This is a genomic window from Pseudomonas agarici (genome assembly GCF_900109755.1).
Classification (GTDB): domain Bacteria; phylum Pseudomonadota; class Gammaproteobacteria; order Pseudomonadales; family Pseudomonadaceae; genus Aquipseudomonas; species Aquipseudomonas agarici.
In genome coordinates this window covers 1-26942 of record NZ_FOAR01000038.1, presented here as the reverse complement: position 1 = coordinate 26942, position 26942 = coordinate 1, and the positions used below count along the sequence as shown (strand labels likewise).

Sequence of the window (26942 nt, the reverse complement as noted above, 5' to 3'; positions counted from 1 at the left end):
GTGCCCGAAGGCTCAGCCATCAGCAAAGCACTCGATTACAGCCTGAAACGCTGGGCAGCGCTGTCGCGCTACCTCGATGACGGGGCTGTACCCATTGATAATAATTGGGCGGAGAACCAGATCCGGCCTTGGGCGTTGGGGCGCAAAAACTGGCTCTTCGCAGGTTCGCTGCGCAGCGGCAAACGGGCTGCCGCGATTATGAGTTTGATCCAGTCTGCGCGGCTCAATGGCCATGATCCGTACGCGTATCTAAAAGATGTCCTCACGCGCCTGCCGACGCAGCGGGTGAGTGAAATCGATCAGTTGCTGCCGCATAGGTGGCAGCCGGTCTAATCACGCAAGGCGTGATGCCCGGACGCATACAAACTAAACTGATGCACCCTGGCGATTCGGGCCACGCGCCCGGTAAAGCCCACTGAAATGCCATTGCCATCGCCTCGCGCTTTGAGATAGCTGGCGGTGCGCAGCTTCTGGAACATTTTGATTTTACGCTTGATCCGACCCTTTTTGCCGCGCAGATCGCGCGCCTTGCGCGGCGCATAGCGGGTGCCATCGGCGTTTTGTTGGGCGAGTACTCGCTGTTGCTGGCTGCGGCGTATCTTCCGACGCTTCCAGATCAGCCATTGGGTACTATCCATTCGGGGCCGCTACCGGGCCAGTCGGGGTTGCGCTGCGGCTCGCCAGGGTGGGTGATGGTGACGTTACCTTCGTCGTCCGTTCGCACCACCACGCGCTCGGTCAGCGGTAGACTCAGGCTCATGTCGACCTTGCTCTTGTCGATCAGATCGGCTTCGAACTTGATGCCGTCGGCGGACTTGTCGAGGTTTTCCAGCAGCTCGGACTGGTTGACCTTCAGCCAGCTAAGCAACGGCAGCATGACGCAGTTGCGTAATTGCACGGACTTGACCACCCAATTGCATTGCACTTGACCACCCATTTGCATTCAACTTGACCAGTGGTTGAGTTACTCGGCTACCTTACGTTTGAATGACACGCCCTATAAAAGGGGGAGCAGAATTCGGAAATGTCAGGTTGAGGCCATATCTGCAAATGGTCTGAAAGTGGCTAAGTCACAAAACTATTAAAAATGATAGTTGCATACAGGCTGCATTTCAGAGATAGATATTACTCGCTTTTAAATTCGAGTTGAGCGGTCGATTTTGCGCTATAAATAATTAAAAAGTTCGCGTTAAAGATAAAATTGGCGCAATAGGGTAATAAAAACGACTTGCGGGAGTTTGTGCTATGAGCAGTTATGATAAAAACTTCTTTCATTAACCTGCGTCTTTGCCGCAATTGACGAGATGAAGGCGGATTTCGGTACGCCTCTTCCTGATCCAGGCCACAGTCATTTACAGGTCACTGCCACTGAGGAGTATTCGATGAAACATTATCCTGAATTACTCAGATTCAACTTCGCCGACAGGAGATTGACATGGGTGGGCGAAACCATTTTCGGGGAAAAATTCCCCTTCCAGTACGCAAGCCCCGATCGACCGGCCATCGCTATCTTCAATAACCAGCTGTGGTGCGTATACCGCCTTGGCTCTGACAGCAATAAGCTGGCCTACCGCTTCTCCTCTCCCCAGGATGTCGACGGACAGTGGACCACGGGCCAAGTAATCCCCGACCATACGACCGTCGAAGGGCCGGCTCTGGCCGTATTCAAAGACCGGTTGTATTGCGTCTACGTCGGTACGGGCGGTGACAACAGCCTGTACTCTACGTACTGGTCTAACTTAGACAGCAGCTGGAGCGATGCCAAAAAGCTCCCCCATCACCACAGCACTTGGGGCCCCGCTCTGGCCGTTCATGACAATAAGCTGTGGTGCGTGCACACGGGGAACGGACGGGACCAGAGCTTGCGGTACACGACCAGCAGCGATGGCGAAAACTGGAGCGATGACACAAAGTTCCCCGACCAAAAAACCGCTTCCGCGCCGTCACTGTTCGTGAAAGGCGAGGATCTATTCTGTGCGCACCGCGGCGGCACCGGTGACGAGATTCTCTATTATACGTCCTGGGATGGCACCACGTGGCGCCCGGACCGAAGGATGTTGAACAATTCCATCTTCTCCATAGAGAGCAGTCACGCACCAGGTGTGGTCTATTGTGCCGATGATAGACGGCTGATCATGGTGCTCAAAGGCAGCGGCAGCGATACGCAGCTGTACTATGGGGTCCTCAAGGATGAGAGCGAGAATTGGGTTTTAGACAAAATATCCGAATCGTTCAGCCAAGCTGGACCATCTGTACTAACAACCCAAAACTCGACCTTTTGCTTTTACCGCGGCGCCAAAACCTCCGACGAATAACAAGCCAGCCACTTCGGCTGGCAACAACATCCGACGGCAAAAACTGGAGCGCTGATAAACTGTTGTCCCGCTCCAGCACCTATTTCCTCGACAATGCGGGTCACGTGGCGACGCCCCGGTAGACATAGTGATATTGCACTACATTTTCTCCATCGAGTTTGAACAGACATGACTCCAAGGCTGGCCCGGCTTGGGTACGGGATCCAAATAGATTCGTAACGTGGGTCCAGAGCTTATCCCTGATTTTGCGAGTGGCGGTGTACAGATTCGTGTCACTCCCAGCGCCCTTATACGCCACTACAAATAACGATTGGTCCTCGCGAAAGATCAGGCCGGGTCCGTCACTGCTGGCCTCTGTGTGGGTAAGGCCTGTAAGTAGCCTTTTGTCGTCGCTCCACTGGGTGCCGTCGTAGCTTGTTTCCCAGAGATCCTCGTCAGTGCCGCCGCCGCGATGCACGCAGAGCAGCATGTTGTTCGACGCGGCCAACGCCGGACCCGCCCCGCTCAGATGATCGGAGAACGGTTTGCCCTTACTCCATTGAGCATCGACATCGTCGAGTGTTGAGTAATGCAGTTTGTCGTCCCTTGCGTTCTGCACATAGACGCACCAAAGTTTGCCTTGAAACACGGCCAGGGCCGGGTCGTAAGCGCTGTGGTGATTGGGTAGCTTTTTGGCATCGCTCCAACTGCTTTTCTTGTTAGACCAGTACGTAGAGTACAGACTGTTGTCACCGCCCGCATCGACGTAGACGCAATACAGATTGTCGTTGAATACGATCAGAGCCGGCCCTTCGGCGGTCGTCTGGCCAGGGATTTCAAACTCACCGCTCCATGAGCCAATCTGCTGCGGCGAGGTGAAGCAGTAACACAGTTTGTTGTTATCACGTCCGCTGCGGTATACGCACCACAGCTGCTTATTGAACATGGCCAGGGCTGGTCGGTTGGGTGTTGTATATTCAGAGGGAGACGTCCCGGTTAGCGGGACTTGCGCACCTAGAACAGGTGGGAAGTCGAAAATGTAGGTGGCATGGTAGAGTGACTCAGGATATAGACTCGACATCGAATGCTCCTAACGGCAGGTATAGGGATAACGGACGGTGACGGATGAGCGGTAGTAGCTTAGCTTCTCTGAAAGGTCCGGTTTATAGAAGTCGTACTGTCTGGTTTCCCCATGTGAGGAGCCCTATACGAGCGTAACGTCTGATACACGGGAGTCTCTGCGCAATCTTGAAGCATTTTTTGAAAATCAGGCACCTCGATTTGATGAGATCCGTTGGGGCGTGTTAGTCAGACATTCTCTAATAATACTATTTGTGATCTTAGAGAGGGTAATAAGGTCAAAAAACTATCAAAAATGATAATTGCATACAGGCTTTATTTCATAGGTAGTTATTGCTCGCTTTTAAAATCGAATTGAAAATCGATTGTGGGAGAGTGATACTCACACTATTAATAATCAGAATCGTTCAGCCAGGCTGAACTCGCGGTACTAACGGCCAAAAGCTTGACCTTTTGCTTTTACCGCGGCGCCGAGACCTCCCAGGCATAACGCTCCAGACACTTCGGTTGACAACAACACCCGCCGGTAGAAACTGGAGCGCTGGCAAATTGTTGTTTCGCTCCCGTACCTATTTCCTCGACAATGCGGGTCACGTGGCGACGCCCCGGTAGACATATTGATATTGCACTACATATTCTCCCTCGAGTTCGAACAGACAGGACGCGATGGCCGGCCCGGCTTGGGCACGAGACTTAAATAGAATCGTAACGTGGGTCCAGAACTTATCCTTAATTTGGCGAGTGGCGGTGTAGACATCCGTGTCACTCCCGGCGCCTTTATACGCCACTACAAATAACGATTGGTCCTCGCGAAAGATCAGGCCGGGGCCGTCACTGCTGGCCTCCGTGTGGTAAAGGCCTGTAAGAAGCTTTTTGTCTTCGCTCCACTGAGTGCCGTCGTAGCTTGTTTCCCATAGATCTTCGTCAATGCCACCGCCGCGATGCACGCAAAGCAGCATGTTGTTCGACGCGGCCAAGGCTGGACCCGCCGCGCTCACATGCTTGGAGAACGGTTTGCCCTTACTCCATTGAGCATCGATATCGTCGAGTGTTGAGTAATGCAGTTTGTTATCCCTTGCGTTCTGCACATAGACGCACCAAAGTTTGCCTTGAAACACGGCCAGGGCCGGGTCGTAAGCGCTGTGGTGATTGGGGAGTTTTTTGGCATCGCTCCAACTGCTGTCTACGTTAGACCAGTGCGTAGAGTACAGGCTGTTGTCACCGCCTGCACCGACGTAGACGCAATACAGTCGATCCTTGAATACGGCCAGGGCTGGCCCTTCGATGGTGGTCTGGCCGGGGATTTCAATCTCACGGTTCCATGGGCTTCCCACGCCAATCTGCCGCGGCGGTGTGAAGCAATAACATAGTTTGTTGTTATCGCGTCCGCTGCGGTATACGCACCACAGTTGGTTATTGAACATGGTCAGGGCTGGCCGGTTGAGCGTTGTATATTCAAAGGGAGATGTCCCGGTTAGCGGGACTTGCGAACCTAGAACAGGTGGGAAGTCGAAAATGTAGGTGGCATGATAGAGTGACTCAGGATATAGACTCGACATCGAATGCTCCTAACGGCAAGTATAGGGATAACGGGCGGTGAAGGATGAGCTGTAGTAGCTTAGCTTCTCTGAAAGGCTCGGTTTGTTTATAGACGTTGTACTGTCTGATACTCGCCATAGCTCGCTCCTTCAGCAGGTGGTTGTGCTTTCTTCCAGGCATAAAAAAACCACCTGTCGAAGGTGGTTTTTTTATGCCTGGAATTCACTCCCCGCGATAGATGCATCCGCTGGTGCAGGTTTCATGGATGCGGATCGCCGACAGCTCAGGCAGCAGTGGCTTCAGTTCCCGCCAGATCCACTTTGCCAGGTTTTCGCTGGTCGGATTCTCCAGCCCAGGGATATCGTTCAGATAGTTGTGATCCAAACGCTCATACAGAGGCTTGAAAATTGCCTTGATCTCGGAGAAGTCGCGAATCCAGCCGGTATGCCGATCGATTTCACCGCTCAGATGGATTGCCACCTTGAAGGAATGACCATGCAGACGGCCACACTTATGCCCGTCCGGTACATGAGGCAGGCGATGGGCGGATTCGAACGTAAACTCTTTGAAAATTTCCACAATATTGTCAGCTCTGAAGGTGGCTATCGCCTGAGCGATGGATGCAACTTGCTAGTTTAACAGCTCCCATGCGGGATGACCGACTCGGTGGCTGCCTTCAGGCCACCTTCAGCGTCGCGCTGGGTAGATGACAGCCGGATAAATTCAGCTTCGCTTAAGTTGAGACGATTATCGTACTGGGTAAAGAATGGCCATTTGCCATGGAGACCTATGATGAAAGCTCTGGGCGTTGCTTTGGCTTTTCTTGCTCTGGGAGTCATGACCTGTAATGTATTGGGTCGCGACATCGACGGTGATGAAGCAGCGAAACTGCAAGCGACAGGTACAATCCAGCCTCTCGATCAATTGACAACCCTGGCGTTGACCAGGCACCCCGGCGCCGTGCTGGGCGATACTGACCTGGACGAAAAATACGGCCATTATATTTATCAGGTAGAACTGCGCGATGCTCAAGGAGTTGAGTGGGAGATTGAATTGGACGCCACCAGCGGTCAGGTTCTCAAGGACCATCAGGACAGGTAATGATCTTCAATTTGCGCGCCTGCGCTCTTCTGGTGCTGGCAACTGTATGTTCTTTGGCATCGGCCAGGGACCTCGACCAGGACGAAGCCCTGCGTCTGCGTCAGCAGGGGGTGATCCTACCTCTTGAGCGCCTGCTGCAACAGGCCATGGGGCATTACCCTGGGGCGAAGCTGCTGGAAGCTGAACTGGAGGCCACGCATGGCCTCTATGTCTACGAGGTCGAATTGCTGACCCAGGCCGGTGTGGTCCGCGAACTCAAGCTGGACGCCAGCAATGGTGATTTGTTGAAAGACGAGGAGGACGAGTAATGCGGCTGCTGCTGGTGGAAGATAATGTGCCCCTGGCTGACGAGCTGCTGCTTGGCCTGGCGCAGGGATACGCTGTCGATTGGCTGACCGACGGACGCGATGCGGCTTATCAGGGGGCGACCGAGCCCTATGACCTGATCATTCTCGATTTGGGGCTACCGGGCTTGCCTGGCCTGGAGGTCCTGCGCCAATGGCGGGCTGGCGGCCTGACGGTACCGGTGCTGGTGCTGACCGCACGGGATTCCTGGGCCGAACGCATCGAGGGACTGAAGGCGGGAGCCGATGACTATCTGACCAAGCCGTTCCATCCAGAAGAGTTGCAACTGCGGGTGCAATCGTTGTTGCGCCGTGCTCACGGTCAACCCAACCAGCCGACCCTGAAAGCAGCGGGTCTGCACTTGGATGAGGGGCGCCAGTGCGTCAGCCGCGACGGTGCGCAGATCCAGCTAACTGCGGCTGAGTTTCGCTTGCTGCGCTACTTCATGCTGAACCCGGAGCAGATTCTTTCCAAAGGGCACCTGGCTGAACATCTCTACAACGGTGAAACCGAACGTGATTCGAACGTGCTGGAAGTACACGTCAACCACCTGCGCCGCAAGCTCGGGCGCACGGTGATCGAAACCCGCCGCGGTCAGGGTTATCGATTCGGCGGAACCAGCGAGTGAGATCGATCCAGCAACGCCTGAGTCTGGGCCTGATCAGCGTGCTGCTGATCATCGGCCTGATCGTCGCGCAAACCAGCCTGTGGCTGTTCGAGCTGGGCCTGCAGCGCTATCTGGAGGAGGGCCTGCGTGCCGACAGCGAGAACCTGCTGGTAGCCCTGGTACGAGGTCCCCAGGGACTGCAACTGGATGAGCGGCGATTGTCCCCAGCCTATCAGCGACCGTTCTCCGGGCATTACTTCCGGATCGATTTTGCCGACTATCGCTGGCGCTCCCGTTCGCTATGGGATCAGGAACTACCGGTTCCGGCTCAACCTGGCTTGCATGCCAACCTGCAACTGGGACCAGAAGGGCAGATGTTGTTGGTGCTGCGTTCGGACTACCGCCGCCTGAGGCAGTCGATCAGCATTGTCGTAGCCCAGGACTACACACCAGTACGGGAAAGCTTCCAACTGATGCAACGTATCGGCCTGGGAATCGGACTCGCGGCGCTGATCATCATTCTGTTGCTGCAACGGATCACCGTTCGCCGTGCTTTGCGCCCCTTGGAAAATGCTCGCGAGCAGATCGCGCAATTGCAGCAGGGGCGGCGTTCGCAACTGGAAACCCAGGTACCGCTGGAACTTGAGCCGTTGGTGGCGCAGATCAACCACCTATTGGCCCACACCGAAGACAGCCTGAAGCGCTCACGCAATGCCCTGGGCAATCTCGGCCACGCCCTGAAAACTCCGTTGGCGGTGCTGTTGAGCCTGGCATCCGGTGCCCAACTGGATGGCCTGCCGACCTTGCGCAAGGTGTTGCGCGAACAGTTGGGGCAGATCGAACAGCGCCTGAACCGCGAATTGAACCGTGCTCGTCTCGCTGGCGAGGCTTTGCCGGGCGTGTCATTTGATTGCGACACGGAAATACCGGGGCTGCTCTCGACCCTGAGGATGATTCACGGCGATCATCTGCTGTTGAGCCACACTTCGCCACCCGGCCTGCAACTGCCCTGGGACCGGGAGGACTTGCTCGAACTGCTGGGCAACCTGCTGGACAACGCCTGCAAGTGGGCCGATGCGGAGGTACGCCTGAGCATCGTCGAAACGACGGCAGGTCATCGCCTGAGTATCGAGGATGATGGGCCGGGGATTCCCGAGCAGAGCCGGGATGAGGTGTTCAGCCGTGGTGCGCGCCTCGATGAGCGCACTGTCGGGCATGGGCTGGGGCTGGGTATCGTGCGCGATATCGTTGACGCCTGGGGGGCCCAGTTGCGCTTGTTGAGCAGCCCGCTGGGCGGGCTACTGGTGACGATCGACCTGCCGCGCAGGAGCTGAGGCGACTGCGTGGCAAGCTTCAGACCCGCAATGGCTCCATCCGCCCCACCGTCCACATGGCTTGAGCGGTCTCTACGGTTGCCGATAGCCCTCAACTTTCCGGAGGCGGAGCCGCTAACTCGTTACCTGCCGATAATAAGAGAACACCATCATGCGCCTGAGCCTGAAGGCTAAAGTCTTGTCCCTCGCGGTATTTCCGGTCCTGCTGTTCGCGCTGGTGATCAGCCTGACCACCGCCCTGATCCTGCAGAACCAGGCCCGTAACGAAGTCGAGGAAACCCGGCAGCGACTGATCTCCGAGGCCAAGGCCACCTTGCAGAGTTATGTGGCGGTGGCCATGACCGCGATCAAACCGCTCTACGATGCCGCCGCGCCGGACGACCGGGCTTCTCGGGACCAGGTGATCAAATTGCTATCGAACATCCAGTACGGCAAGGATGGCTACTTCTTCGGCTATGATTCGCAGATCGTCCGGTTATTCAAGGGCAATAGCCCGGAAGGCCTGGGCAAGAGTTTCAAGGATGCCCGCGATCCCAACGGCGTCTATGTCAATCGTGATCTGGTGCAGGTGGCCAAGGATGGAACCCACTACCTGCAATACAGTTCGTCGCTGCCGGGCAACGAAACAGTGTTGGTGCCCAAGCTGGGATACACCGAATACCTGGCCAAGTGGGACATGGCCATCGGTTCCACAGTCAACCTCGATGGCATTGAGGCCCAGGTCGCGGTGGTGCAGGATAAGGTCAACGAGCGCATGAAAGGCGTGGTGTTGAGCATTGTCGGCATCGCCGTGCTGTTGTTGGTGGTGATTGCGCTGGTCGGGATGGTCGTCGCCAATACTCTCCTGCGGCCGTTGATCCTGATGAAGGCCAACCTCGACGATATCGCTGCGGGCGAAGGTGACCTTACGCACCGCCTGGCAATCACCAGCCAGGACGAACTGGGGCAATTGGCCGGCTCCTTCAACCGCTTCGTCGACAAGATCCACGGTATGGTCCGGCAGATTACCGAGATGACTGGTCAATTGACCGGATTGGTCAGCCAGGTCTCCGAGCAGGCAAGCCGCGCTGAACAGGCGATGGAGCGCCAGCGTCACGAAACCGATCAGGTCGCCACGGCGATCAACCAGATGTCGTCAGCGTCCCAGGAAGTCGCGCGCAGCGCCCAGGGTGCGGCGGTGGCGGCTCAACAGACCGACGCCGAAGGCCAGGTCGCCAAGCGCGTGGTGGATGGCAGCATCCAGCAGATCCATGCGCTGGTGAAAGACATCCGCAGCAGCGGCACCTCCCTGGACAGCCTGCAGCAGGACGTCACATCGATTGTCAGTGTGTTGGGGGTGATCCGTTCGATCGCCGAGCAGACCAACCTGCTGGCGCTCAACGCCGCCATCGAAGCGGCCCGGGCCGGTGAAGCCGGACGTGGCTTCGCGGTGGTCGCCGACGAGGTCCGGGCGCTGGCCAGCCGGACTCAGCAGAGCACTCAGGAAATCCAAGGGATGATCGATCGTTTGCAGTCGGGCACACAGTTGGCGGTCGAGGCCATGCGCCGTTCCAGTGAGGCCGGTGACGGTACCTCGATGCGAGCCAACGAGGCGGGTGCTTCGCTGGATACCATGGCGCAGTTGATCGGCACCATCAATGCGATGAACGCACAGATCGCCAGCGCCGCTGAGGAGCAGACGGCGGTGGCCGAGGAGATCAATCGCAGCGTGCACCAGATTGCAGTGGCGGTGGACAGTGTGGCGGACCAGACTCAACTGGGCGCCCAGACTTCCCGTAGCCTTGCAGAGCTGGGGCAGCGCCTGGGCAAGTTGGTGGGGCAATTCCGCATCTGAACCTGATCGTGGGGTTGATGCAAAATTATCGCTGTGGGTGGGCAAGCTTGCTCGCCCCGGTTGAGTGTTCGTCGCTCGTCACATCGCGCATCAACAACCTGGACTGCAGAGCGACTTGAGCCGAAATCGGCAGGTATAACAGTTAGTTCTGATCAGGGCTCGGCGGAATAGGGCGCCAGCTTATGGACGTCGAGAGCTATTCGCGGTGGATCGAGAGGGCGTTAAAAAAATACCCCGCCGGAATTGCTTCGGGCGGGGTATCGTGTCCAAGCGGTCGCTTGTTTAGCTGGCCAGTACCGCGTGTTGCACCAACTCCAGCAACGGCTGTGGGTACAGGCCGAGGAAGAAGGCCAGGACCGCGATCGCCAGTAACATCACCCCACCCGCTCGCTGTTCCCAATGCAGTTGAGCATCGTGACGACGCAGGTTCGGCTCGATCAGGTACAGCGTGACCATCACGCGCAGGTAGTAGAAAACGCCGATGGCGCTACCGATCACCAGAGAGCCGATCAACCACCAGTGCTGGGATTCGACACCGGTCGCGATGATGTAGAACTTGCCGATGAAGCCAGCGGTCAGCGGGATACCGGCCAGCGACAGCATCATCAAGGTCAGTACGGCGGTCAGGTACGGACGGCGCCAGAACAGGCCGCGATACTCGTACAGGGCATCCATGTCGCGACCGTTGTAGGGTGAGGACATCAGGGTGATCACGCCGAAGGCACCGAGGCTGGTGATCACGTAAGTGACCAGATACACGCCCATGGCCTCCAGCGCCAGACCCTTGCTCGCCACCAGGGCGATCAACAGATAGCCGAAGTGGGCGATGGACGAGTAACCGAGCAGGCGCTTGAGGTTGCTCTGGGTCAGGGCCAGCAGGTTACCAACCAGGATCGACGCGACGGCAATCACCGCCAGCACATTGCTCAGCACGCCACTGCTGGCGACCGGCGAGATCTGGAACAGGCGGATCATCACGGCGAAGACGGCAACCTTGCTGGCGGTGGCCAGGAAGGCTGCCACCGGCGCCGGGGCACCTTCGTAGACGTCCGGGGTCCAGAGGTGGAACGGCACCAGCGACAGCTTGAACGCCAGTCCGACCAACATCATGCCCAGGCCCAACTGGGCTATCGGGCTAGGCAGGCCGGTGGCTGCCAGGGCGTGACCGATACCGGTGAAGCTCAGGGTGCCGGCTTCGGCGTACAGCAGGGCCATGCCGAACAACAGGAACGCGGAACCAGCGGCCGACAGCACCATGTACTTGATACCGGCTTCCAGCGAACGCTTGTTGAAGAAGGCATAGGCGACCAGGCCGTAGACCGGCACCGAGAGCAGCTCCAGGCCAATGAACAGGCTGGCCAGGTGTTGCGCGCTGACCAGGACCAGGCCGCCGGCAGCGGCCATCAGGATCAGCAGGTACAGTTCTTCGCGGTTGCCTGGGTAGCCCGAGCCGCCATCGCCCAGATAGGCATGGGCGAGGGTGACGCAGGCCAGTGTCGCCACTAGAATCAAGGCCATGTACAGGCAGGCGAAATCGTCGATCTGGATCAGCGGTGTCACCACCAGCGGAGCGACTTTCAGCGCGGGCAGAATCGACAGTAGCGCCAGGTTGAGACCGGCTACCGAGAGCAGGAAGGTTTGTGAGTGGTTGCGGCGCCAGGCGATTGCCAGCATCACCACGATAATGGTGAGGCTGGTAATCAGCAGCGGCGCCAGCGCGATAAAGTGTTGGATCGTAAATTCCATAGCGCTCTTACCGGGCCGAAGCGAGTTGAGTGAAGGCGGTGCCGAGCCACTGCTGCACGCCATGCATGGTGGCGGCAGAGGTGTCGAGGAACGGTTGCGGGTACACGCCGATATAGATCAGCAGCGCGGCAAGACCGAGCACCATGCTCAGTTCGCGACCGTCCATGCCGTGCAGCACTTCGTCCGACTTGGCCGGACCGAAGTAGGCGCGATGGATCATGATCAGCGAGTAGACCGAACCGAACACTAGGCCGGAAGTAGCAATCGCGGTGATCCATGGCGCGCTGACAAAGGTGCCGATCAGGATCAGGAACTCGCCGACGAAGTTACCGGTTCCCGGCAGCCCCAGCGAGGCGGCGGCGAAGAACAGGCTGATGGCTGGCAGGTAGGCGATTTTCGACCACAGGCCACCCATTTCACGCATGTCGCGAGTATGGATACGCTCGTAGAGCTGGCCACTGAGGATGAACAATGCCGCCGCCGACAGGCCGTGGGCGAGCATCTGGATCACCGCACCTTGCAGGGCCTGCTGACTGCCGGAGTAGATCCCGATCAGCACGAAGCCCATGTGCGAAACGCTGGAAAAGGCGATCAGACGCTTGATATCGGTTTGTGCGAAGGCCAGGAACGCGCCATAGAAAATTCCGATCAGACCCAGGGTCATGGCGATCGGCGCGAACTCAGCCGAGGCATTCGGGAACAGCGGCAGGGCGAAACGCAGCAGACCATAAGCCGCGGTCTTCAACAGGATACCGGCGAGGTCGACGGAACCAGCGGTCGGCGCCTGGGCATGGGCATCCGGCAGCCAGGAGTGGAATGGCACCACCGGCAGCTTGACCGCGAAGGCGATGAAGAAACCGAGCATCAGGATGTACTCGGTGGTCAGCGACATCTGGGTCTTCAACAGGTCGGCGTAGTTGAAGGTGATCACCCCGGTGTTGTTGAAGTTGACCAGCACCAGGCCGAGGATCGCCACCAGCATGATCAGGCCGGAAGCCTGGGTGAAGATGAAGAACTTGGTCGCCGCGTAGATCCGGGTCTTCTTGCCGTCCGAAGAGCTGTGACCCCAGAGCGCGATGAGGAAGTACATCGGCACCAGCATCATTTCCCAGAAGAAGAAGAACATGAACAGGTCGAGGGCCAGGAACACGCCGACGACACCGCCCAGGATCCACATCAGGTTCAGGTGGAAGAAGCCCACGTGACGTTGGATCTCTTTCCACGAGCAGAGTACCGAGAGGATACCCAGCAGGCCGGTCAGCAGGATCATCAACAGCGACAGGCCATCAAGGGCCAGGTGTACGTTGATGCCAAAGCGCTGGATCCAGACGTGTTTGAACTCGATTGCCCAGGTTGGATCGGCGCCGGGTGCCGGCGCGAACGAGTAATCCCCGTGAGCCCACAGCCAAAGGCCGAGGGCGAGTTCGAGGGACATGGTCAGTAGCGCTATCCAGCGCGGGAGGGTAGCGCCGAAACGCTCACCCATCCAGCACAGCAGGCCACCGATAAAGGGGATCAGGATTAGCCAAGGCAGAATCATGACGGGCTCAATTCCTTTCGCAATGTCGCAAGGTTCATAGTCAGACCGCTACCAGGACGATGGCGCCAAGCACCAGCACGGCACCCGCGGCGATCGACGCGGCATACCAGCGCAGTTGACCGGTCTCGGTGCGGCTCAGGGCGGTGTGACCGCCTTTGGCCATACGCGGGATCAACCCGATGGTCTGGTCGAGTGGGTCTTTGCGCAGCACATGACTGATCGCCAGGTATGGCTTGACGAACAGTTTGTCGTAGATCCAATCGAAGCCCCAGGCGGCGAACCACCAGGCCGACAAGAAGCGCCCGATACCGCTGTTGGCGACGGCACTGACGAAGCGCCGCTTGCCGAGGAACAGCAGCGCCGCCAACAGGATACCGGCCAGGGCGATGGCGCCCGAGGCGATTTCCAGGCTGTGCTTGGCTTCGCCGCCGGCATGACCGGCGCTTTCCGGCAACACGCCGGCCAGTGGCGGATGAATCCAGGCGCCAATGAAGGTCGACAGCACGATCAGCACACCCAGCGGCAACCAATGGGAAATCCCGTGGCCGGCGTGAGCTTCGGTCTTGGCTTCACCGTGGAAGGTGATGAAGATGAGGCGGAAAGTGTACAGCGAGGTCATGAACGCACCGACCAGGCCGGCGTACAGCAATCCATGATTACCGCTGGCGAACGCTTCCCAAAGGATTTCGTCCTTCGAGTAGAAACCGGCGGTGACGATCGGCAGGGCGGCCAGGGCGGCACCCCCGACGATGAAGCTGGCGTAGGCCAATGGCAGTTTCTTCCACAGGCCGCCCATCTTGAAGATGTTCTGCTCGTGGTGACAGGCCACGATCACCGCACCGGAAGCCAGGAACAGCAGGGCCTTGAAGAAGGCGTGGGTCATCAGATGGAAGATCGCGCCTTCCCAGGCACCGACGCCCAGCGCCAGGAACATGTAGCCGATCTGGCTCATGGTCGAGTAGGCGAGGATACGCTTGATGTCGGTCTGGACCAGGGCGGCAAAGCCGGCGAGGACCAGGGTCACGCCACCGACGATGCCTACCAGATGCAGAATATCCGGTGCCAGGGCGAACAGGCCGTGGGTACGGGCAATCAGGTAGACACCGGCGGTCACCATGGTCGCGGCGTGAATCAGCGCCGAAACCGGGGTAGGACCGGCCATCGCATCCGCCAGCCAGGTCTGCAGGGGCAGTTGGGCCGATTTACCGACCGCGCCGCCCAACAGCATCAGGGTGGCCAGGACGATCCAGAAGTCGCCGACCTTGAAGTGCTCGGGCGCCTTGACCAGCAGTTCCTGGATATTCAGCGTGCCCAGTTGCTGGAACAGGATGAACAGGCCGATGGCCATGAACACGTCACCGATGCGGGTGACGATAAAGGCCTTGAGCGCCGCGTTACCGTTGTTGCGGTTGCTGTAGTAGAAACCGATCAACAGGTAGGAGCACAGGCCCACGCCTTCCCAGCCGAAGTACAGGAACAACAGGTTATCGCCCAGGACCAGAAATAGCATGCTGGCGATAAACAGGTTGGTGTAGGCGAAGAAACGCGAGTAGCCGTCTTCACCGCGCATGTACCAGGAGGCGAACAGGTGGATCAGGAAACCCACGCCGACCACGACGCCCAGCATGGTGATCGACAGGCCGTCGATGTACAGGGCGAAGTTCGGGGCGAAACCGTCCACCGACATCCACTGCCACAGCACCAGGGTGTAGTGACCGCCCTCGGGCGGTGCGACATTGAATTGCCAGATCACGTAGGCGGCGACAATCGCCGACAGGCCGATGGAGCCGACACCGATCAGCGCCGCGAGGTTTTCCGAGAGGCGCCCACGGGAGAACGACAGCAGCAGGAAACCGATCAGGGGGAATAGGAACGTCAGAAAGATCATGTTCATCCGCGCATCTCACTGGCAGCGTCGATATCGAGCGTGTGGAAGCGGCGATACAGTTGCAGCAGGATCGCCAGGCCGATACTGGCCTCGGCGGCTGCCAGGCTGATCACCAGGATGAACATGATCTGCCCATCCGGTTGCGCCCAACGCGCGCCCGCGACGATAAAGGCCAGGGCGGCGGCGTTCATCATCACCTCCAGGCTCATCAGCACGAAGAGGATGTTGCGGCGGACCATCAGGCCGACCAGACCGAGGCAGAACAGGATGCCGGCGACGGCCAGTCCATGCTCAAGAGGGATAGCAGGCATGGTATTACTCCTTCGCCTCGTTGCGGCCCAAGTGGAAGGCCGTGATGGCTGCGGCGAGCAGCAGCATCGAAGCCAATTCGACCACCAGCAGGTACGGACCGAACAGGCTGATGCCCACGGCCTTGGCGCCCACGGTGGTTTGACCGATTGCCGCCGCGCTGTCGTGGCTGAACAGTACGTACAGCAGTTCGACCAACAGCAGTAACGACAGCACCGCCGGCCCGCCCCAAATACCGGGCTTGAGCCAGACGCGCTCTTGCTGGACCGCGGCCGGGCCGAGGTTGAGCATCATCACCACGAACACGAACAGCACCATGATGGCGCCAGCATAGGCGATCACTTCCAGGGCGCCGGCGAACGGTGCGCCGAGGCTGAAGAACGTCATCGCCACGGCGATCAGCGAAATGATCAGGTAGAGCAGGGCGTGCACGGGGTTGGTGTTGGTGACCACGCGAAGCGTGGACACAACCGCGATACCCGATGCGAAATAGAAAGCGAATTCCATCGTTCTTCCTTAAGGCAGCAAGCTCTTCACGTTGATCGGCTCGGCTTCGTTCTGGGCGGCGCCTTTCGGCTTCCCGGCAACGGCCATGCCTGCAACGCGATAGAAGTTGTAATCAGGGTTCTTGCCGGGGCCGGAGATCAGCAGATCTTCTTTCTCATAGACCAGGTCCTGACGCTTGAACTCGGCCATCTCGAAATCCGGTGTCAACTGGATCGCCGTGGTCGGGCAGGCTTCCTCGCAGAGGCCGCAGAAAATGCAGCGCGAGAAGTTGATGCGAAAGAACTCCGGGTACCAACGCCCGTCATCGGTCTCGGCTTTCTGCAGCGAGATGCAACCCACCGGGCACGCCACGGCGCACAGGTTGCAGGCCACACAGCGCTCTTCGCCATCGGGGTCACGGGTCAGGACGATGCGACCGCGATAGCGCGGCGGCAGGTAAACCGCTTCCTCGGGGTATTGCAGGGTGTCGCGTTTGCGAAAGCCATGGCCGAAAATCATCACCAGGCTTCGCAACTGGGTACCGGTACCCTTAACGATGTCGCCAATATATTTGAACATGGGTCAAATCCTCACTGAACCGCGCCCGCGGGCGTGTTCAACAACACCAGTGCAGCGGTCACCAGCAAATTGATCAGGGTCAGCGGCAGGCAGAATTTCCAGCTGAAGTCCATCACCTGGTCATACCGTGGGCGCGGGATCGAAGCGCGCAGCAAGATGAACAGCATGATGAAGAACGCGGTCTTCAGGGCGAACCAGATGAACGACAGTTGCGGCAGGATGCCGAACGGACCGTGCCAGCCACCGAAGAACAGAGTGACCAGCAATGCCGAGATCAGGATGATGCCGATGTATTCGCCAACGAAGAACATACCCCATTTCATGCCGGCATATTCAATGTGGTAACCGTCGGCCAGTTCCTGTTCCGCTTCCGGCTGGTCGAAGGGGTGACGGTGAGTCACGGCCACGCCGGCGATGAAGAAGGTCAGGAAACCGAAGATCTGCGGAATGATGAACCACAGGTGCTGGGCCTGGTAGTCGACGATGTCGCGCATGTTGAACGAGCCGACCTGGGCCACGATGCCCATCAGTGACAAGCCCATGAACACTTCGTAGGACACAGTCTGGGCCGAGGCCCGCAAGCTGCCCAGCAGGGCGAACTTGTTGTTGCTCGACCAACCGGCGAACAGCACCGCGTAGACTGACAATCCAGCCATGGCGAAGAAGAACAACAGGCCAACGTTCAGGTCCGCGACACCCCAGGTCGGGGTGATCGGGATGACCGCGAAGGCGATCAACAAGGCGCTCATGGCGACAACCGGTGCCAGGGTGAAGATCACCTTGTCGGCGAACGGTGGCGTCCAGTCTTCCTTGAAGAACATCTTCAGCATGTCGGCAGCGATCTGGAACATGCCGAACGGGCCGACGCGGTTCGGACCATAACGATCCTGCCACCAGCCCAGCAGGCGCCGTTCGACGAAGCTCAGCAAGGCGCCGCAGACCACAACGGCCAACAGGATGACAATGGCCTTGATGACCGTGAGGAGCACGTCAATCACTTCAGGTGTGAACCAAGTCATTGAGCTGCCTCCTGCAGACTATCGACAGACTTGCCGAAAATGGCGGGTGGAATTCCCGCCAGACCGGCCGGCAGAGCCACCAGGCCGGCACCCAGTTGTTCATTGATGCGCAGCGGCAAACACAGGGTCTGGCCCGCGACGTTCAGACTCAGCAGTGCGCCGTCGTTGACGCCCAGGCGGTCCGCTTCGGACTTGGCCAGTGCGACGTAGGCCGCTGGGATGCGCTCTTGAACCGGGGCGGCTTTGGAAGAGTTCTCTTCGCTGCCGAACAGGTGGAAGAACGGTACCACCTGCCAGGTGCCCTGGGCCGGGTTGAAAGCGCGGGGGACACTGGCGAACCAGTTCAGCGCGTCGCCCTGACTTTCGATCAGGCGGGTGCCTGGGTCGCCGGCACGGATATGGCCGCCGACTTCATCCTGGAATTTGTTCCAGGCCTGTGGCGAGTTCCAGCCCGGCGACCAGGCGAATGGCACCTGCTGGCGTGGTTCGACGGAGCCCGAGTAACCTTCCATGGAGAAGGCGAAAGCGGTGTCGTTGTCCTGCGAGGTCCGCGGTTCGTGCACGCTGATATTGGCGCGCATGGCGGTGCGACCGGAATAGCGCAGCGGTTCGCGGGCCAACTTCATGCCCTTGATACGGAACGCGGCGGACGGCGCGGCATCGACGATGCGGGCCAGTTGCGCGGTGCTCGCAGCGCAGGCAGCGGTGACGTGGTCCAATTGGGTCCAGTCGATCGGCTGGTTCAGCAGGGTAGCGCGCAGAGCATGCAGCCAGCGCCAGCCTTCGTGGACCAGGATGCTCGCATCGAGGTACTTGGGATCAAAGACCTGGAAGAAACGTTGGGCACGTCCTTCCTGGCTGACCAGGGTACCGTCGCCTTCGGCGAAGCTCGCCGCCGGCAGCACCAGATGGGCGCGCTCGGTGGTGGCGGTCTTCTGGTGGTCGGCGACAATCAGCACTTTCGTGGCGTTCAGCGCGGCTTCGACCTGGGTGGCGTCGGTGCGGGTGAACAGATCGTTTTCCAGCACGACGATAGCGTCGGCACGGCCAGAGATGACCGCTTGCAGGGCAGCGTCCAGCGATTCTCCGCCGAGCATGGCCAGGCCGAGGCTGTTGGCTTCCGGCACGATCAGGCTGATGGAGCCGGCTTTTTCGCGCAGCTTCAGAGCCTTGGCAATGTTCGCGGCGGCTTCGATCAAGGCCTTGGAACCCAACGAAGTGCCGGCAATGATCAAGGGGCGCCTGGCTGCTAGCAGGGCGTCGGCGATGCGCTGGGCCAGTGCCACGGCTTCAGCGTCGAGGCCTTCGACAGCCGGTGCGCTGGCGTCGAGGGCGTGGGCCACCGCGAAACCGAGGCGGGCCAGGTCGTCAGGCGCGGCGTGTACGCATTCTTCGGCGATGTCGTCGAGCTTGGTTTGTGCCAGGCTGGCGATGAATAGTGGGTTCAGTGCGTGTTGGCCAATGTTCTTCACGGCGGCATCGAGCCAGGGTTGGACACGCATGGCTTCGGCCATGGCTTCGGCCTTGCCCTTGACCGACTGGCGCAGGGCCAAGGCCATGCGGGCGGCCGTTTGGGTCAGGTCTTCACCAAGGACGAACACGGCATCGTGGTCTTCGATGTCACGCATGTTCGGCACCGGCAGCGGGCTGTCCTTGAGCACCTGCAGGACCAGGCGGATACGCTCCAGCTCGGACGCTTCGATACCCGAGTAGAAGTGCTCGGCACCGACCAGTTCGCGCAGGGCGTAGTTGCTTTCCAGGCTGGCGCGGGGCGATCCGATACCGACGATATTGCGACCGCGCAGCAGCTCGGCAGCTTTATCCAGGGCGCTATCCAGGCTCAGCTTGGTGCCGTCGGCCAGCAGCGGCTGACGTGGGCGGTCGGTGCGGTTGACATAACCATAGCCGAAACGGCCACGGTCGCACAGGAAGTACTGGTTTACCGAACCATTGAAGCGGTTCTCGATGCGCCGCAGTTCGCCGTAGCGTTCACCAGGGCTGATGTTGCAACCACTGGAGCAGCCATGGCAGATGCTCGGCGAGAACTGCATGTCCCACTTGCGGTTGTAGCGTTCGGAGTGAGTCTTGTCGGTAAACACACCGGTCGGGCAGACCTCAGTGAGATTGCCCGAAAATTCGCTTTCCAGGGTACCGTCTTCGACGCGACCGAAATACACGTTGTCGTGGGCGCCGTATACGCCGAGGTCGGTGCCGCCGGCGTAGTCCTTGTAGAAACGCACGCAGCGATAGCAGGCGATGCAGCGGTTCATTTCGTGGGAAATGAATGGGCCGAGGTCCTGGTTCTGGTGGGTACGCTTGGTGAAGCGATAACGGCGCTCGTTGTGGCCGGTCATCACGGTCATGTCTTGCAAGTGGCAGTGACCGCCTTCCTCGCAGACCGGGCAGTCGTGCGGGTGGTTGGTCATCAGCCATTCGACGACACTGGCGCGAAACGCCTTGGACTCTTCATCGTCGATGGAAATCCAAGTGTTGTCGGTGGCTGGGGTCATGCAGGACATGACGATACGACCACGGGTGTCGTTCTCGTCGGTGTACTGCTTGACCGCGCATTGGCGACAGGCACCGACGCTACCGAGCGCGGGATGCCAGCAAAAATAAGGGATGTCGAGGCCTAGCGACAGACATGCCTGTAACAGGTTGTCTGCCCCATCGACTTCGAGCGCTTTGCCGTCTACGTGGATAGTGGCCATGGTTCAAAGTTCTTCGTTGGCCCGCGTGCGCGGGCGTGGCTAATGGAATCCTGGTGCTCGCCCGGCGCATCGCGATGCGTCTGCAGGCAAGGCAGGGGGCGGCACGGACCGCCCCCTTCAATACGTTCTTATGCGCCGACTACGATCGGTCGCGCCAAAGGCGGGATGGCCGCACGGGTAGGTGCGATGCCCGCCTCGAACTCTGGACGGAAATACTTGATGGCGCTGCCTAACGGTTCCACGGCGCCCGGTGCGTGGGCACAAAAGGTCTTGCCGGGGCCGAGGAAACCGACCAGGCCCAACAGGGTCTCGATATCGCCGGCCTGGCCTTCGCCGTTCTCGAGGGCGCGCAGGAGCTTAACGCTCCAGGGTAGGCCGTCGCGGCAAGGGGTGCAGAAACCGCACGACTCACGGGAGAAGAACTCTTCCATGTTGCGCAGAAGAGAAACCATGTTGACGCTGTCGTCCACCGCCATGGCCAGGCCGGTACCCATCCGAGTGCCGACCTTGGCGATACCGCCGGCATACATCTGGGCGTCCAGGTGCTCCGGTAGGAGGAAGCCAGTACCGGCGCCGCCAGGCTGCCAGCACTTGAGCTTGAAACCGTCGCGCATGCCGCCAGCGTAGTCCTCGAACAGCTCGCGGGCAGTCACGCCGAACGGCAGCTCCCATAGGCCGGGGTTCTTCACCTTGCCGGAGAAGCCCATCAGCTTGGTGCCGTGGTCTTCGCTGCCTTCGCGCGCGAGGGACTTGTACCAGTCAACGCCGTTGCCGATGATCGAGGGTACGTTGCACAGGGTCTCGACGTTGTTCACACAGGTCGGCTTACCCCATACACCGACAGCGGCAGGGAAGGGGGGCTTGGAGCGCGGGTTGGCACGGCGGCCTTCGAGGGAGTTGATCAGCGCGGTTTCTTCACCGCAGATGTAACGTCCGGCGCCGGTGTGGACGAACAACTCGAAGTCGAAGCCGCTGCCGAGGATGTTCTTGCCCAGCAGGCCGGCGGCCTTGGCTTCTTCCACGGCACGGTTGAGGTGCTTGGCGGCGGTGGTGTATTCGCCACGCAAGAAGATATAGCCTCGGTAGGTCTTCAGTGCGCGGGCACTGATCAGCATGCCTTCGATCAGCAGATGGGGCAGTTGCTCCATCAGCAGGCGGTCTTTCCAGGTGTTGGGCTCCATTTCATCCGCGTTGCACAGCAGGTAGCGGATGTTCATGGATTCGTCTTTGGGCATCAGGCCCCATTTCACCCCGGTGGGGAAGCCCGCGCCGCCGCGACCCTTGAGGCCGGCGTCCTTGACCGTCTGGACGATATCGTCCTGGGACAGGTCGGCGAAGGCCTTGCGGGCGGCGGCATAACCGTCCTTGGCCTGGTATTCGTCGAGCCATACAGGCTCGCCGTCATCGCGCAGGCGCCAGGTCAGGGGGTGGGTTTGCGCCGAGCGCGCAATCCGGTTGGCGGGACCGAAGGAAGTCAGGGTCATAGGTAGCCCTCCAGCAGTTTGGCGACGCCGGCTGGTTGGACATCGCCGAAGGTGTCGTCGTCGATCATCAGCGCCGGGGCCTTGTCGCAATTGCCGAGGCAGCAGACGGGCAGCAGGGTGAAGCGCCCGTCGGCGGTGGTTTGGCCGAGGCCGATGCCGAGCTTGCTTTGGATTTCGTCGACCACTGACTCGTGGCCGCCGATGTAGCAGACCATACTGTCGCAGACGCGAATGATGTGTCGCCCCACCGGCTGACGGAAGATCTGGCTGTAGAAGGTCGCTACGCCCTCGACGTCGCTGGCCGGAATGCCGAGGATTTCGCCAATGGCGTAGAGCGCGCCGTCGGGCACCCAGCCACGTTCCTTCTGGACGATCTTCAGGGCTTCGATGGACGCCGCGCGCGGGTCTTCGTAGTGATGCAACTCGTGCTCGATGGCCGAGCGCTCGGTTTCGCTCAAGGCAAAACGGTCTGTCTGGATAAGCGTGCTGTTCATGCTTAGCGGTCCACGTCGGCCATAACGAAGTCGATACTACCCAGGTACGCGATCAAGTCCGCGACCATACTGCCACGGATCACCGAAGGGATCTGTTGCAGGTGCGGGAAGCTTGGGGTGCGAATCCGGGTGCGGTAGCTCATGGTGCCGCCATCGCTCGTCAGGTAATAACTGTTGATGCCCTTGGTCGCTTCGATCATCTGGAAGGATTCGTTGGCCGGCATGACCGGGCCCCACGAAACTTGCAGGAAGTGCGTGATCAGGGTCTCGATGTGCTGCAGCGTGCGCTCTTTCGGCGGCGGCGTGGTCAGCGGGTGATCCGCCTTGTACGGGCCCTGCGGCATATTGCGCAGGCACTGGTCGATGATCTTGATGCTCTGGCGCATCTCTTCGACGCGCACCATGCAGCGATCATAGGCGTCACCGTTGGCCGCCAGCGGCACTTCGAACTCGAAGTTCTCGTAGCCGGAGTATGGGCGGGCCTTGCGCAGGTCGAAATCGCAACCGGTGGAACGCAGGCCGGCACCGGTGACGCCCCATTCCAGGGCTTCTTTGGTGTTGTAGGCAGCGACACCGATGGTCCGGCCCTTGAGGATGCTGTTTTGCAGGGCAGCCTTGGTGTACTCATCGAGGCGTTTTGGCAGCCAGTCGACGAACTCCTTGACCAGCTTGTCCCAGCCGCGTGGCAGGTCGTGGGCGACGCCACCGATGCGATACCAGGCCGGGTGCAGGCGGAAACCGGTGATCGCCTCGATCACCTTATAGGCGCGCTGGCGATCGGTGAAGGTGAAGAACACCGGAGTCATGGCGCCGACGTCCTGGATATAGGTACCCAGGAACAACAGGTGGCTGGTGATCCGGAAGAACTCGGCCATCATGATACGGATGGTATCGACCCGGTCCGGCACCTTGATCCCGGCCAGTTTTTCGACCGAGAGCACATACGGCAGGTTGTTCATCACCCCGCCAAGGTAGTCGATACGATCGGTGTAGGGGATGAAGCTGTGCCAGGACTGACGCTCGGCCATCTTCTCGGCACCACGGTGGTGATAACCGATATCTGGCACGCAGTCGACAATCTCTTCGCCGTCCAGTTGCAGGATGATCCGGAAGGCACCGTGGGCCGAAGGGTGATTTGGGCCCAGGTTGAGGAACATGTAGTCCTCGTTGGCGCCGGAACGCTTCATGCCCCAGTCTTCCGGGCGGAAGCGTGCGGCTTCTTCTTCCAGTTGCTGCTTGGCCAGGGTCAGGCTGTACGGGTCGAATTCGGTGGCGCGGGCCGGAAAGTCCTTGCGTAGCGGATGGCCTTCCCAGGTTGGCGGCATCATGATGCGCGACAGGTGCGGATGGCCTTTGAAGTCGATGCCGAACATGTCCCAGACTTCACGTTCGTTCCAGTTGGCATTCGGCCAGAGGCTGGTGACGCTCGGCAAGCTGAGGTCGCTTTCGGACAGGGCCACCTTGATCATCACATCACTGTTACGCTCGATCGAGAGCAGGTGATAGAAGACACTGAAATCGGCCGCTGGCAGGCCCTGACGCTTGGTGCGCAGGCGCTCGTCCACGCCATGCAGGTCATAGAGCATGACGTATGGCTTGGGCAGGTTGCGCAGGAAGGTCAGGATTTCGACGAGTTTGGCACGGCTCACCCACAGCACCGGCATACCGGTGCGGGTAGCCTGGGCGGTGAACGTCTCAGGGCCAAAACGGTTGTTCAATTCGACGACCACATCCTGGTCGTCTGCCTTGTAAGGCGGGATGTACAGAGCATTGCCTGTAGTCATGGTTTTTTATCGCTTTCGGTCAACGTAAAGAATGAAGCCAGGTACGCGTTTCTTGATAAGAAGCGGGGCTGGATCAGACTTCGTCGGGGCTGCGCAGGTGGGCTACCTGAATACGCTGTTCGCGGCGCGCATCCTTTTGCGACGGCATCTCGGCGCGATACACGCCTTGGTCACCGACGACCCAGGAAAGTGGGCGACGCTCCTGGCCAATCGACTCTTGCAAGAGCATCAGGCCTTGCAGGAAAGCCTCGGGGCGCGGAGGGCAGCCGGGCACGTAGACGTCCACCGGCAGGAACTTGTCCACCCCCTGAACGACCGAGTAGATGTCGTACATGCCACCGGAGTTGGCGCACGAACCCATGGAGATTACCCATTTCGGTTCGAGCATCTGTTCGTACAGGCGCTGGATGATCGGGGCCATTTTCACGAAGCAGGTCCCGGCAATTACCATGAAGTCGGCCTGGCGCGGTGATGCCCGGATAACTTCGGCGCCGAAGCGTGCGATATCGTGAGGTGCGGTGAAGGCCGTGGTCATTTCCACGTAGCAGCAAGACAGACCGAAATTGTACGGCCACAAGGAGTTTTTGCGTCCCCAATTGACCGCGCCGCTCAGCACGTCTTCCAGCTTGCCCATGAAAATATTCTTGTGGACTTGATCCTCTAACGGATCGGAAACGGTTTCCCGTTCGCCGATCGGATACTGCTCGTTAGGCGCGTCCGGGTCGATTCTGGTGAGATTGTATTGCATTGCCAAAGCCTCATTGTTTCAGCTTCGCCTGCCGCTTCTGACGAGCTTGCGGAGCCCAATCAAGCGCCCCCACTCGGTAAAGGTAGACAAGACCTGCCAACAGAATTGCTATGAAAACGAGCGCTTCGACGAATCCGGTCCAGCCGCTTTCGCGGACGGACACAGACCATGCAAAGAGAAAGAGGGCTTCGATATCGAAGATCACGAACAGCATCGCGACCAGATAGAATTTGGCGGAGAGCCGCAAGCGGGCGCTACCGGTAGGCAGCATGCCGGACTCGAACGGTTCATTTTTGCTGCGGCCCCAGGCTTTTGACCCGAGGAGGCTGGAAAGACCGAGCATGAAGGCACAGAGGCCGACGACGCCGAGCAAAAAAATGGCGAAGCCCCAGTTGTGGGCCATGAGTCCGGTCGCTTCGGTCATGCGGGTAATCCTTAGCAGAGCGCAAGGGTCTCTGAGCGTGATAAAAAAGAAGTGTAAAGGTAGTGACGATATGCCGCAGCGCAGTCTATCTCGGTGATTTTATGGCTAAACACCAGGCAAGTAAATTTCTATAGCAAAATTATTGGCCCGAATATAGACATACCGAGATCCCGTTGGCCTGCAACCCAAGCGTAGCAGGCATTAGCGGGTTTTTTGTCAATTATGTTTTTAGTTAACGTATCGGTGTTTTTCGTAATCAATAATGATTATCGTTTACCTCTCTTGTCTGCGTGATCGCGAGCTGATCGTTGCTGTCGGGTTATTGTCAGGGGTCTAACCGCGTCATTTCAGGGATAATTGCCGCAACTTAATATCCGGAGCTGTCACCCATCATCCCTATAAAATAACCAGTGGGTGTGAAAGCTAAGGAAACGCTGATTTATTTAAAAACACTGACTCCGTACATCACGCCACGCCAAAAAAAATTGAGCCTACATACTCACATTCAAAAAAACGCCTACCTCCCCCCCCGCAAGATGCCTTTTGAACATTTTTTCCACGGTTTTCGGCCCTTCAGGACGCACCTTGGGCGTCAACCGACATCCCTTGTCGACGGGCCAGCACCAAGTTCGCCACGAAAATAGCTGCACCTCGTTCTTGGCTAAGCCCCGGTAACGCGCCTTGCCATGCTTGAACAGGTTCTTGATCACATGAAACGGATGCTCGACCTTCGCCCGAATGCTGGCCTTGGCCTTTTCCAACAGGTTCACACACTCGCCGATTTCATCGTGCGGCAAGGCTTTGCGTTGACCTCGCTTCATCGCCACCTTCCAGTCCACGGTCAGACCGCTTTGTTCTTTACGCCGTTCGACGCCCTGATACCCTGCGTCACCGAACGCAATCGTTTCCTCGCCGTGTAGCAGGGCATGCGCCTGAGTCCCTTGGGGTAGAAGGGTTCCAGCTCGGTTATAAGCGCCTGCCACGGGGTCACGGCGTCGATTTCGGCGAGAAAACGGTCACGTCGGGTCCGCTTCTTCTTGGCAGCGTACTCAAGATCGGAAAAGCTCGATTGCATGGCAGGCAGGTTCACTATGTATTTTGAGCGACCCGACCGGGAGTACCCCCTATAGAGAAATAATCCCCTCGCAACGAGGACATTTCCGACAGACTTGGTTGCCATTCTGTCTTTACTCTCTGGGCTTCGTTGAAATCCAGGAGCCAAGGGATGTCCTCCATCTTATTGAACAAAGCGTTTTCCCAACAGAACCGCCTCCTGCGCCTGCACACACCCTTGGGCGAGAACGTATTCATCGCCGAATACCTCGACGGCTGGGAAGCGCTGGATCAAGGCGGCTACTGCCTGGAACTGAGCGTCTTGTCCTCGGATGGGCGTTTACCCCTGGAACAACTGGTGGGCGCGCAGGTCCTGTTGCAGATGCAGTGCGCGGACTCGCGTAGCGAGTTACGGCCCTTTCATGGGCATGTCAGCCACTACACGCGAGTGGGTAGCAATGGCGGGCTGGCCCGTTACCAGTTGCGCATCGAGCCGTGGCTGGGCCTGTTGCGTTATCGGCAAGACAGCTACGCCTTTCACGA

The 26942-nt window shown here is 59.0% G+C and carries 24 protein-coding genes and 3 pseudogenes; 8 read left to right on the top strand and 19 right to left on the bottom strand.

Annotated elements, in window-relative coordinates; genetic code table 11:
- Positions 1-333, top strand: a 333-nt coding sequence (locus tag BMX68_RS23620) for an IS66 family transposase (RefSeq protein WP_143063353.1), incomplete at its 5' end; no start/stop codon positions are given.
- A 29-nt stretch (positions 334-362) separates the two neighbouring features.
- On the opposite strand, the pseudogene BMX68_RS23615 reads toward BMX68_RS23620, so the two are convergent.
- Together BMX68_RS23615 and BMX68_RS23610 are read right to left on the bottom strand one after the other, a co-directional pair.
- A pseudogene (locus tag BMX68_RS23615) lies at positions 363-605 on the bottom strand (phage virion morphogenesis protein); the annotation flags it as partial.
- 11 nt (positions 606-616) lie between these two features.
- Positions 617-880: pseudogene (locus BMX68_RS23610) on the bottom strand (phage tail protein); the annotation flags it as partial.
- A gap of 502 nt (positions 881-1382) precedes the next feature.
- Between BMX68_RS23610 and BMX68_RS23605 the strand changes: the two are divergent.
- Entirely contained in the window at positions 1383-2315 is a 933-nt protein-coding gene (locus BMX68_RS23605) for a hypothetical protein (protein WP_017131305.1), read from the top strand.
- A 100-nt stretch (positions 2316-2415) separates the two neighbouring features.
- Here the strand turns inward: BMX68_RS23605 and BMX68_RS23600 are convergent, their stop codons facing one another.
- The 3 genes from BMX68_RS23600 to queD all read right to left on the bottom strand — a co-directional run bounded on the left by BMX68_RS23600 (position 2416) and on the right by queD (position 5492).
- A complete protein-coding gene (locus tag BMX68_RS23600) occupies positions 2416-3240 on the bottom strand; it encodes a hypothetical protein (protein ID WP_143063352.1) in 825 nt (274 codons plus the stop codon).
- Between the two features lie 724 nt (positions 3241-3964).
- On the bottom strand, positions 3965-4933 hold the full coding sequence (locus BMX68_RS23595) for a hypothetical protein (RefSeq protein ID WP_060782481.1): 969 nt from the start codon (positions 4931-4933) through the stop codon (positions 3965-3967).
- Between the two features lie 202 nt (positions 4934-5135).
- A complete protein-coding gene (queD, locus tag BMX68_RS23590; protein WP_017131308.1) occupies positions 5136-5492 on the bottom strand; it encodes a 6-carboxytetrahydropterin synthase QueD in 357 nt (118 codons plus the stop codon).
- 213 nt (positions 5493-5705) lie between these two features.
- On the opposite strand from queD, the gene BMX68_RS23585 reads away from it, so the two are divergent.
- The 5 genes from BMX68_RS23585 to ctpM all read left to right on the top strand — a co-directional run bounded on the left by BMX68_RS23585 (position 5706) and on the right by ctpM (position 10134).
- The gene (locus tag BMX68_RS23585) at positions 5706-6014 is read left to right on the top strand and encodes a PepSY domain-containing protein (protein ID WP_017131309.1); all 309 of its coding nucleotides are present in this window, start codon (positions 5706-5708) and stop codon (positions 6012-6014) included.
- Positions 6014-6322 carry a PepSY domain-containing protein gene (locus tag BMX68_RS23580; RefSeq protein WP_017131310.1) on the top strand — a complete coding sequence of 103 codons (309 nt, stop codon included), beginning with the start codon at positions 6014-6016 and terminating at the stop codon, positions 6320-6322. Before BMX68_RS23585 ends, BMX68_RS23580 begins: the two co-directional genes overlap by 1 nt.
- Positions 6322-6987, top strand: coding sequence for a response regulator transcription factor (locus BMX68_RS23575; RefSeq protein ID WP_017131311.1), 666 nt, complete (start codon positions 6322-6324; stop codon positions 6985-6987). The genes BMX68_RS23580 and BMX68_RS23575 overlap by 1 nt, the downstream gene beginning before the upstream one ends.
- Positions 6984-8300 (top strand): ATP-binding protein, encoded by a 1317-nt coding sequence (locus BMX68_RS23570; RefSeq protein ID WP_017131312.1) that lies wholly within the window; start codon positions 6984-6986, stop codon positions 8298-8300. The genes BMX68_RS23575 and BMX68_RS23570 overlap by 4 nt, the downstream gene beginning before the upstream one ends.
- A 151-nt stretch (positions 8301-8451) precedes the next feature.
- Positions 8452-10134 carry a methyl-accepting chemotaxis protein CtpM gene (ctpM, locus tag BMX68_RS26835; RefSeq protein WP_017131313.1) on the top strand — a complete coding sequence of 561 codons (1683 nt, stop codon included), beginning with the start codon at positions 8452-8454 and terminating at the stop codon, positions 10132-10134.
- A 282-nt stretch (positions 10135-10416) separates the two neighbouring features.
- Here the strand turns inward: ctpM and nuoN are convergent, their stop codons facing one another.
- The 14 genes and pseudogenes from nuoN to BMX68_RS23495 all read right to left on the bottom strand — a co-directional run.
- Positions 10417-11880: an NADH-quinone oxidoreductase subunit NuoN gene (gene nuoN, locus BMX68_RS23560; RefSeq protein WP_017131314.1), complete on the bottom strand. Its 1464-nt coding sequence runs from the start codon at positions 11878-11880 to the stop codon at positions 10417-10419.
- A 7-nt stretch (positions 11881-11887) separates the two neighbouring features.
- Positions 11888-13420, bottom strand: a complete 1533-nt coding sequence (gene nuoM, locus BMX68_RS23555) for an NADH-quinone oxidoreductase subunit M (RefSeq protein ID WP_017131315.1) — start codon at positions 13418-13420, stop codon at positions 11888-11890.
- A gap of 40 nt (positions 13421-13460) precedes the next feature.
- The gene (nuoL, locus tag BMX68_RS23550) at positions 13461-15314 is read right to left on the bottom strand and encodes an NADH-quinone oxidoreductase subunit L (protein WP_017131316.1); all 1854 of its coding nucleotides are present in this window, start codon (positions 15312-15314) and stop codon (positions 13461-13463) included.
- On the bottom strand, positions 15311-15619 hold the full coding sequence (gene nuoK, locus BMX68_RS23545; protein ID WP_017131317.1) for an NADH-quinone oxidoreductase subunit NuoK: 309 nt from the start codon (positions 15617-15619) through the stop codon (positions 15311-15313). Before nuoK ends, nuoL begins: the two co-directional genes overlap by 4 nt.
- A gap of 4 nt (positions 15620-15623) precedes the next feature.
- Positions 15624-16124, bottom strand: a complete 501-nt coding sequence (nuoJ, locus tag BMX68_RS23540) for an NADH-quinone oxidoreductase subunit J (protein ID WP_017131318.1) — start codon at positions 16122-16124, stop codon at positions 15624-15626.
- Between the two features lie 9 nt (positions 16125-16133).
- Positions 16134-16682: an NADH-quinone oxidoreductase subunit NuoI gene (nuoI, locus tag BMX68_RS23535; RefSeq protein ID WP_017131319.1), complete on the bottom strand. Its 549-nt coding sequence runs from the start codon at positions 16680-16682 to the stop codon at positions 16134-16136.
- Between the two features lie 11 nt (positions 16683-16693).
- Positions 16694-17701, bottom strand: a complete 1008-nt coding sequence (nuoH, locus tag BMX68_RS23530) for an NADH-quinone oxidoreductase subunit NuoH (RefSeq protein WP_017131320.1) — start codon at positions 17699-17701, stop codon at positions 16694-16696.
- Positions 17698-20412, bottom strand: a complete 2715-nt coding sequence (nuoG, locus tag BMX68_RS23525) for an NADH-quinone oxidoreductase subunit NuoG (RefSeq protein ID WP_017131321.1) — start codon at positions 20410-20412, stop codon at positions 17698-17700. Before nuoG ends, nuoH begins: the two co-directional genes overlap by 4 nt.
- Positions 20413-20540: 128 nt before the next feature.
- Positions 20541-21896, bottom strand: a complete 1356-nt coding sequence (gene nuoF / locus BMX68_RS23520; protein WP_017131322.1) for an NADH-quinone oxidoreductase subunit NuoF — start codon at positions 21894-21896, stop codon at positions 20541-20543.
- A complete protein-coding gene (gene nuoE / locus BMX68_RS23515; RefSeq protein WP_017131323.1) occupies positions 21893-22390 on the bottom strand; it encodes an NADH-quinone oxidoreductase subunit NuoE in 498 nt (165 codons plus the stop codon). Before nuoE ends, nuoF begins: the two co-directional genes overlap by 4 nt.
- 2 nt (positions 22391-22392) lie before the next feature.
- Complete coding sequence (gene nuoC / locus BMX68_RS23510) at positions 22393-24174, bottom strand: NADH-quinone oxidoreductase subunit C/D (protein ID WP_017131324.1); 1782 nt, start codon at positions 24172-24174, stop codon at positions 22393-22395.
- A 73-nt stretch (positions 24175-24247) separates the two neighbouring features.
- Positions 24248-24922 carry a NuoB/complex I 20 kDa subunit family protein gene (locus BMX68_RS23505; protein WP_017131325.1) on the bottom strand — a complete coding sequence of 225 codons (675 nt, stop codon included), beginning with the start codon at positions 24920-24922 and terminating at the stop codon, positions 24248-24250.
- A 10-nt stretch (positions 24923-24932) separates the two neighbouring features.
- Entirely contained in the window at positions 24933-25346 is a 414-nt protein-coding gene (locus BMX68_RS23500; protein ID WP_010444610.1) for an NADH-quinone oxidoreductase subunit A, read from the bottom strand.
- Between the two features lie 573 nt (positions 25347-25919).
- A pseudogene (locus BMX68_RS23495) lies at positions 25920-26284 on the bottom strand (transposase); the annotation flags it as partial.
- A 287-nt stretch (positions 26285-26571) separates the two neighbouring features.
- Between BMX68_RS23495 and BMX68_RS23490 the strand changes: the two are divergent.
- Positions 26572-26942: contractile injection system protein, VgrG/Pvc8 family (locus BMX68_RS23490; protein WP_256218831.1), on the top strand; the 371-nt coding region annotated here is incomplete at its 3' end.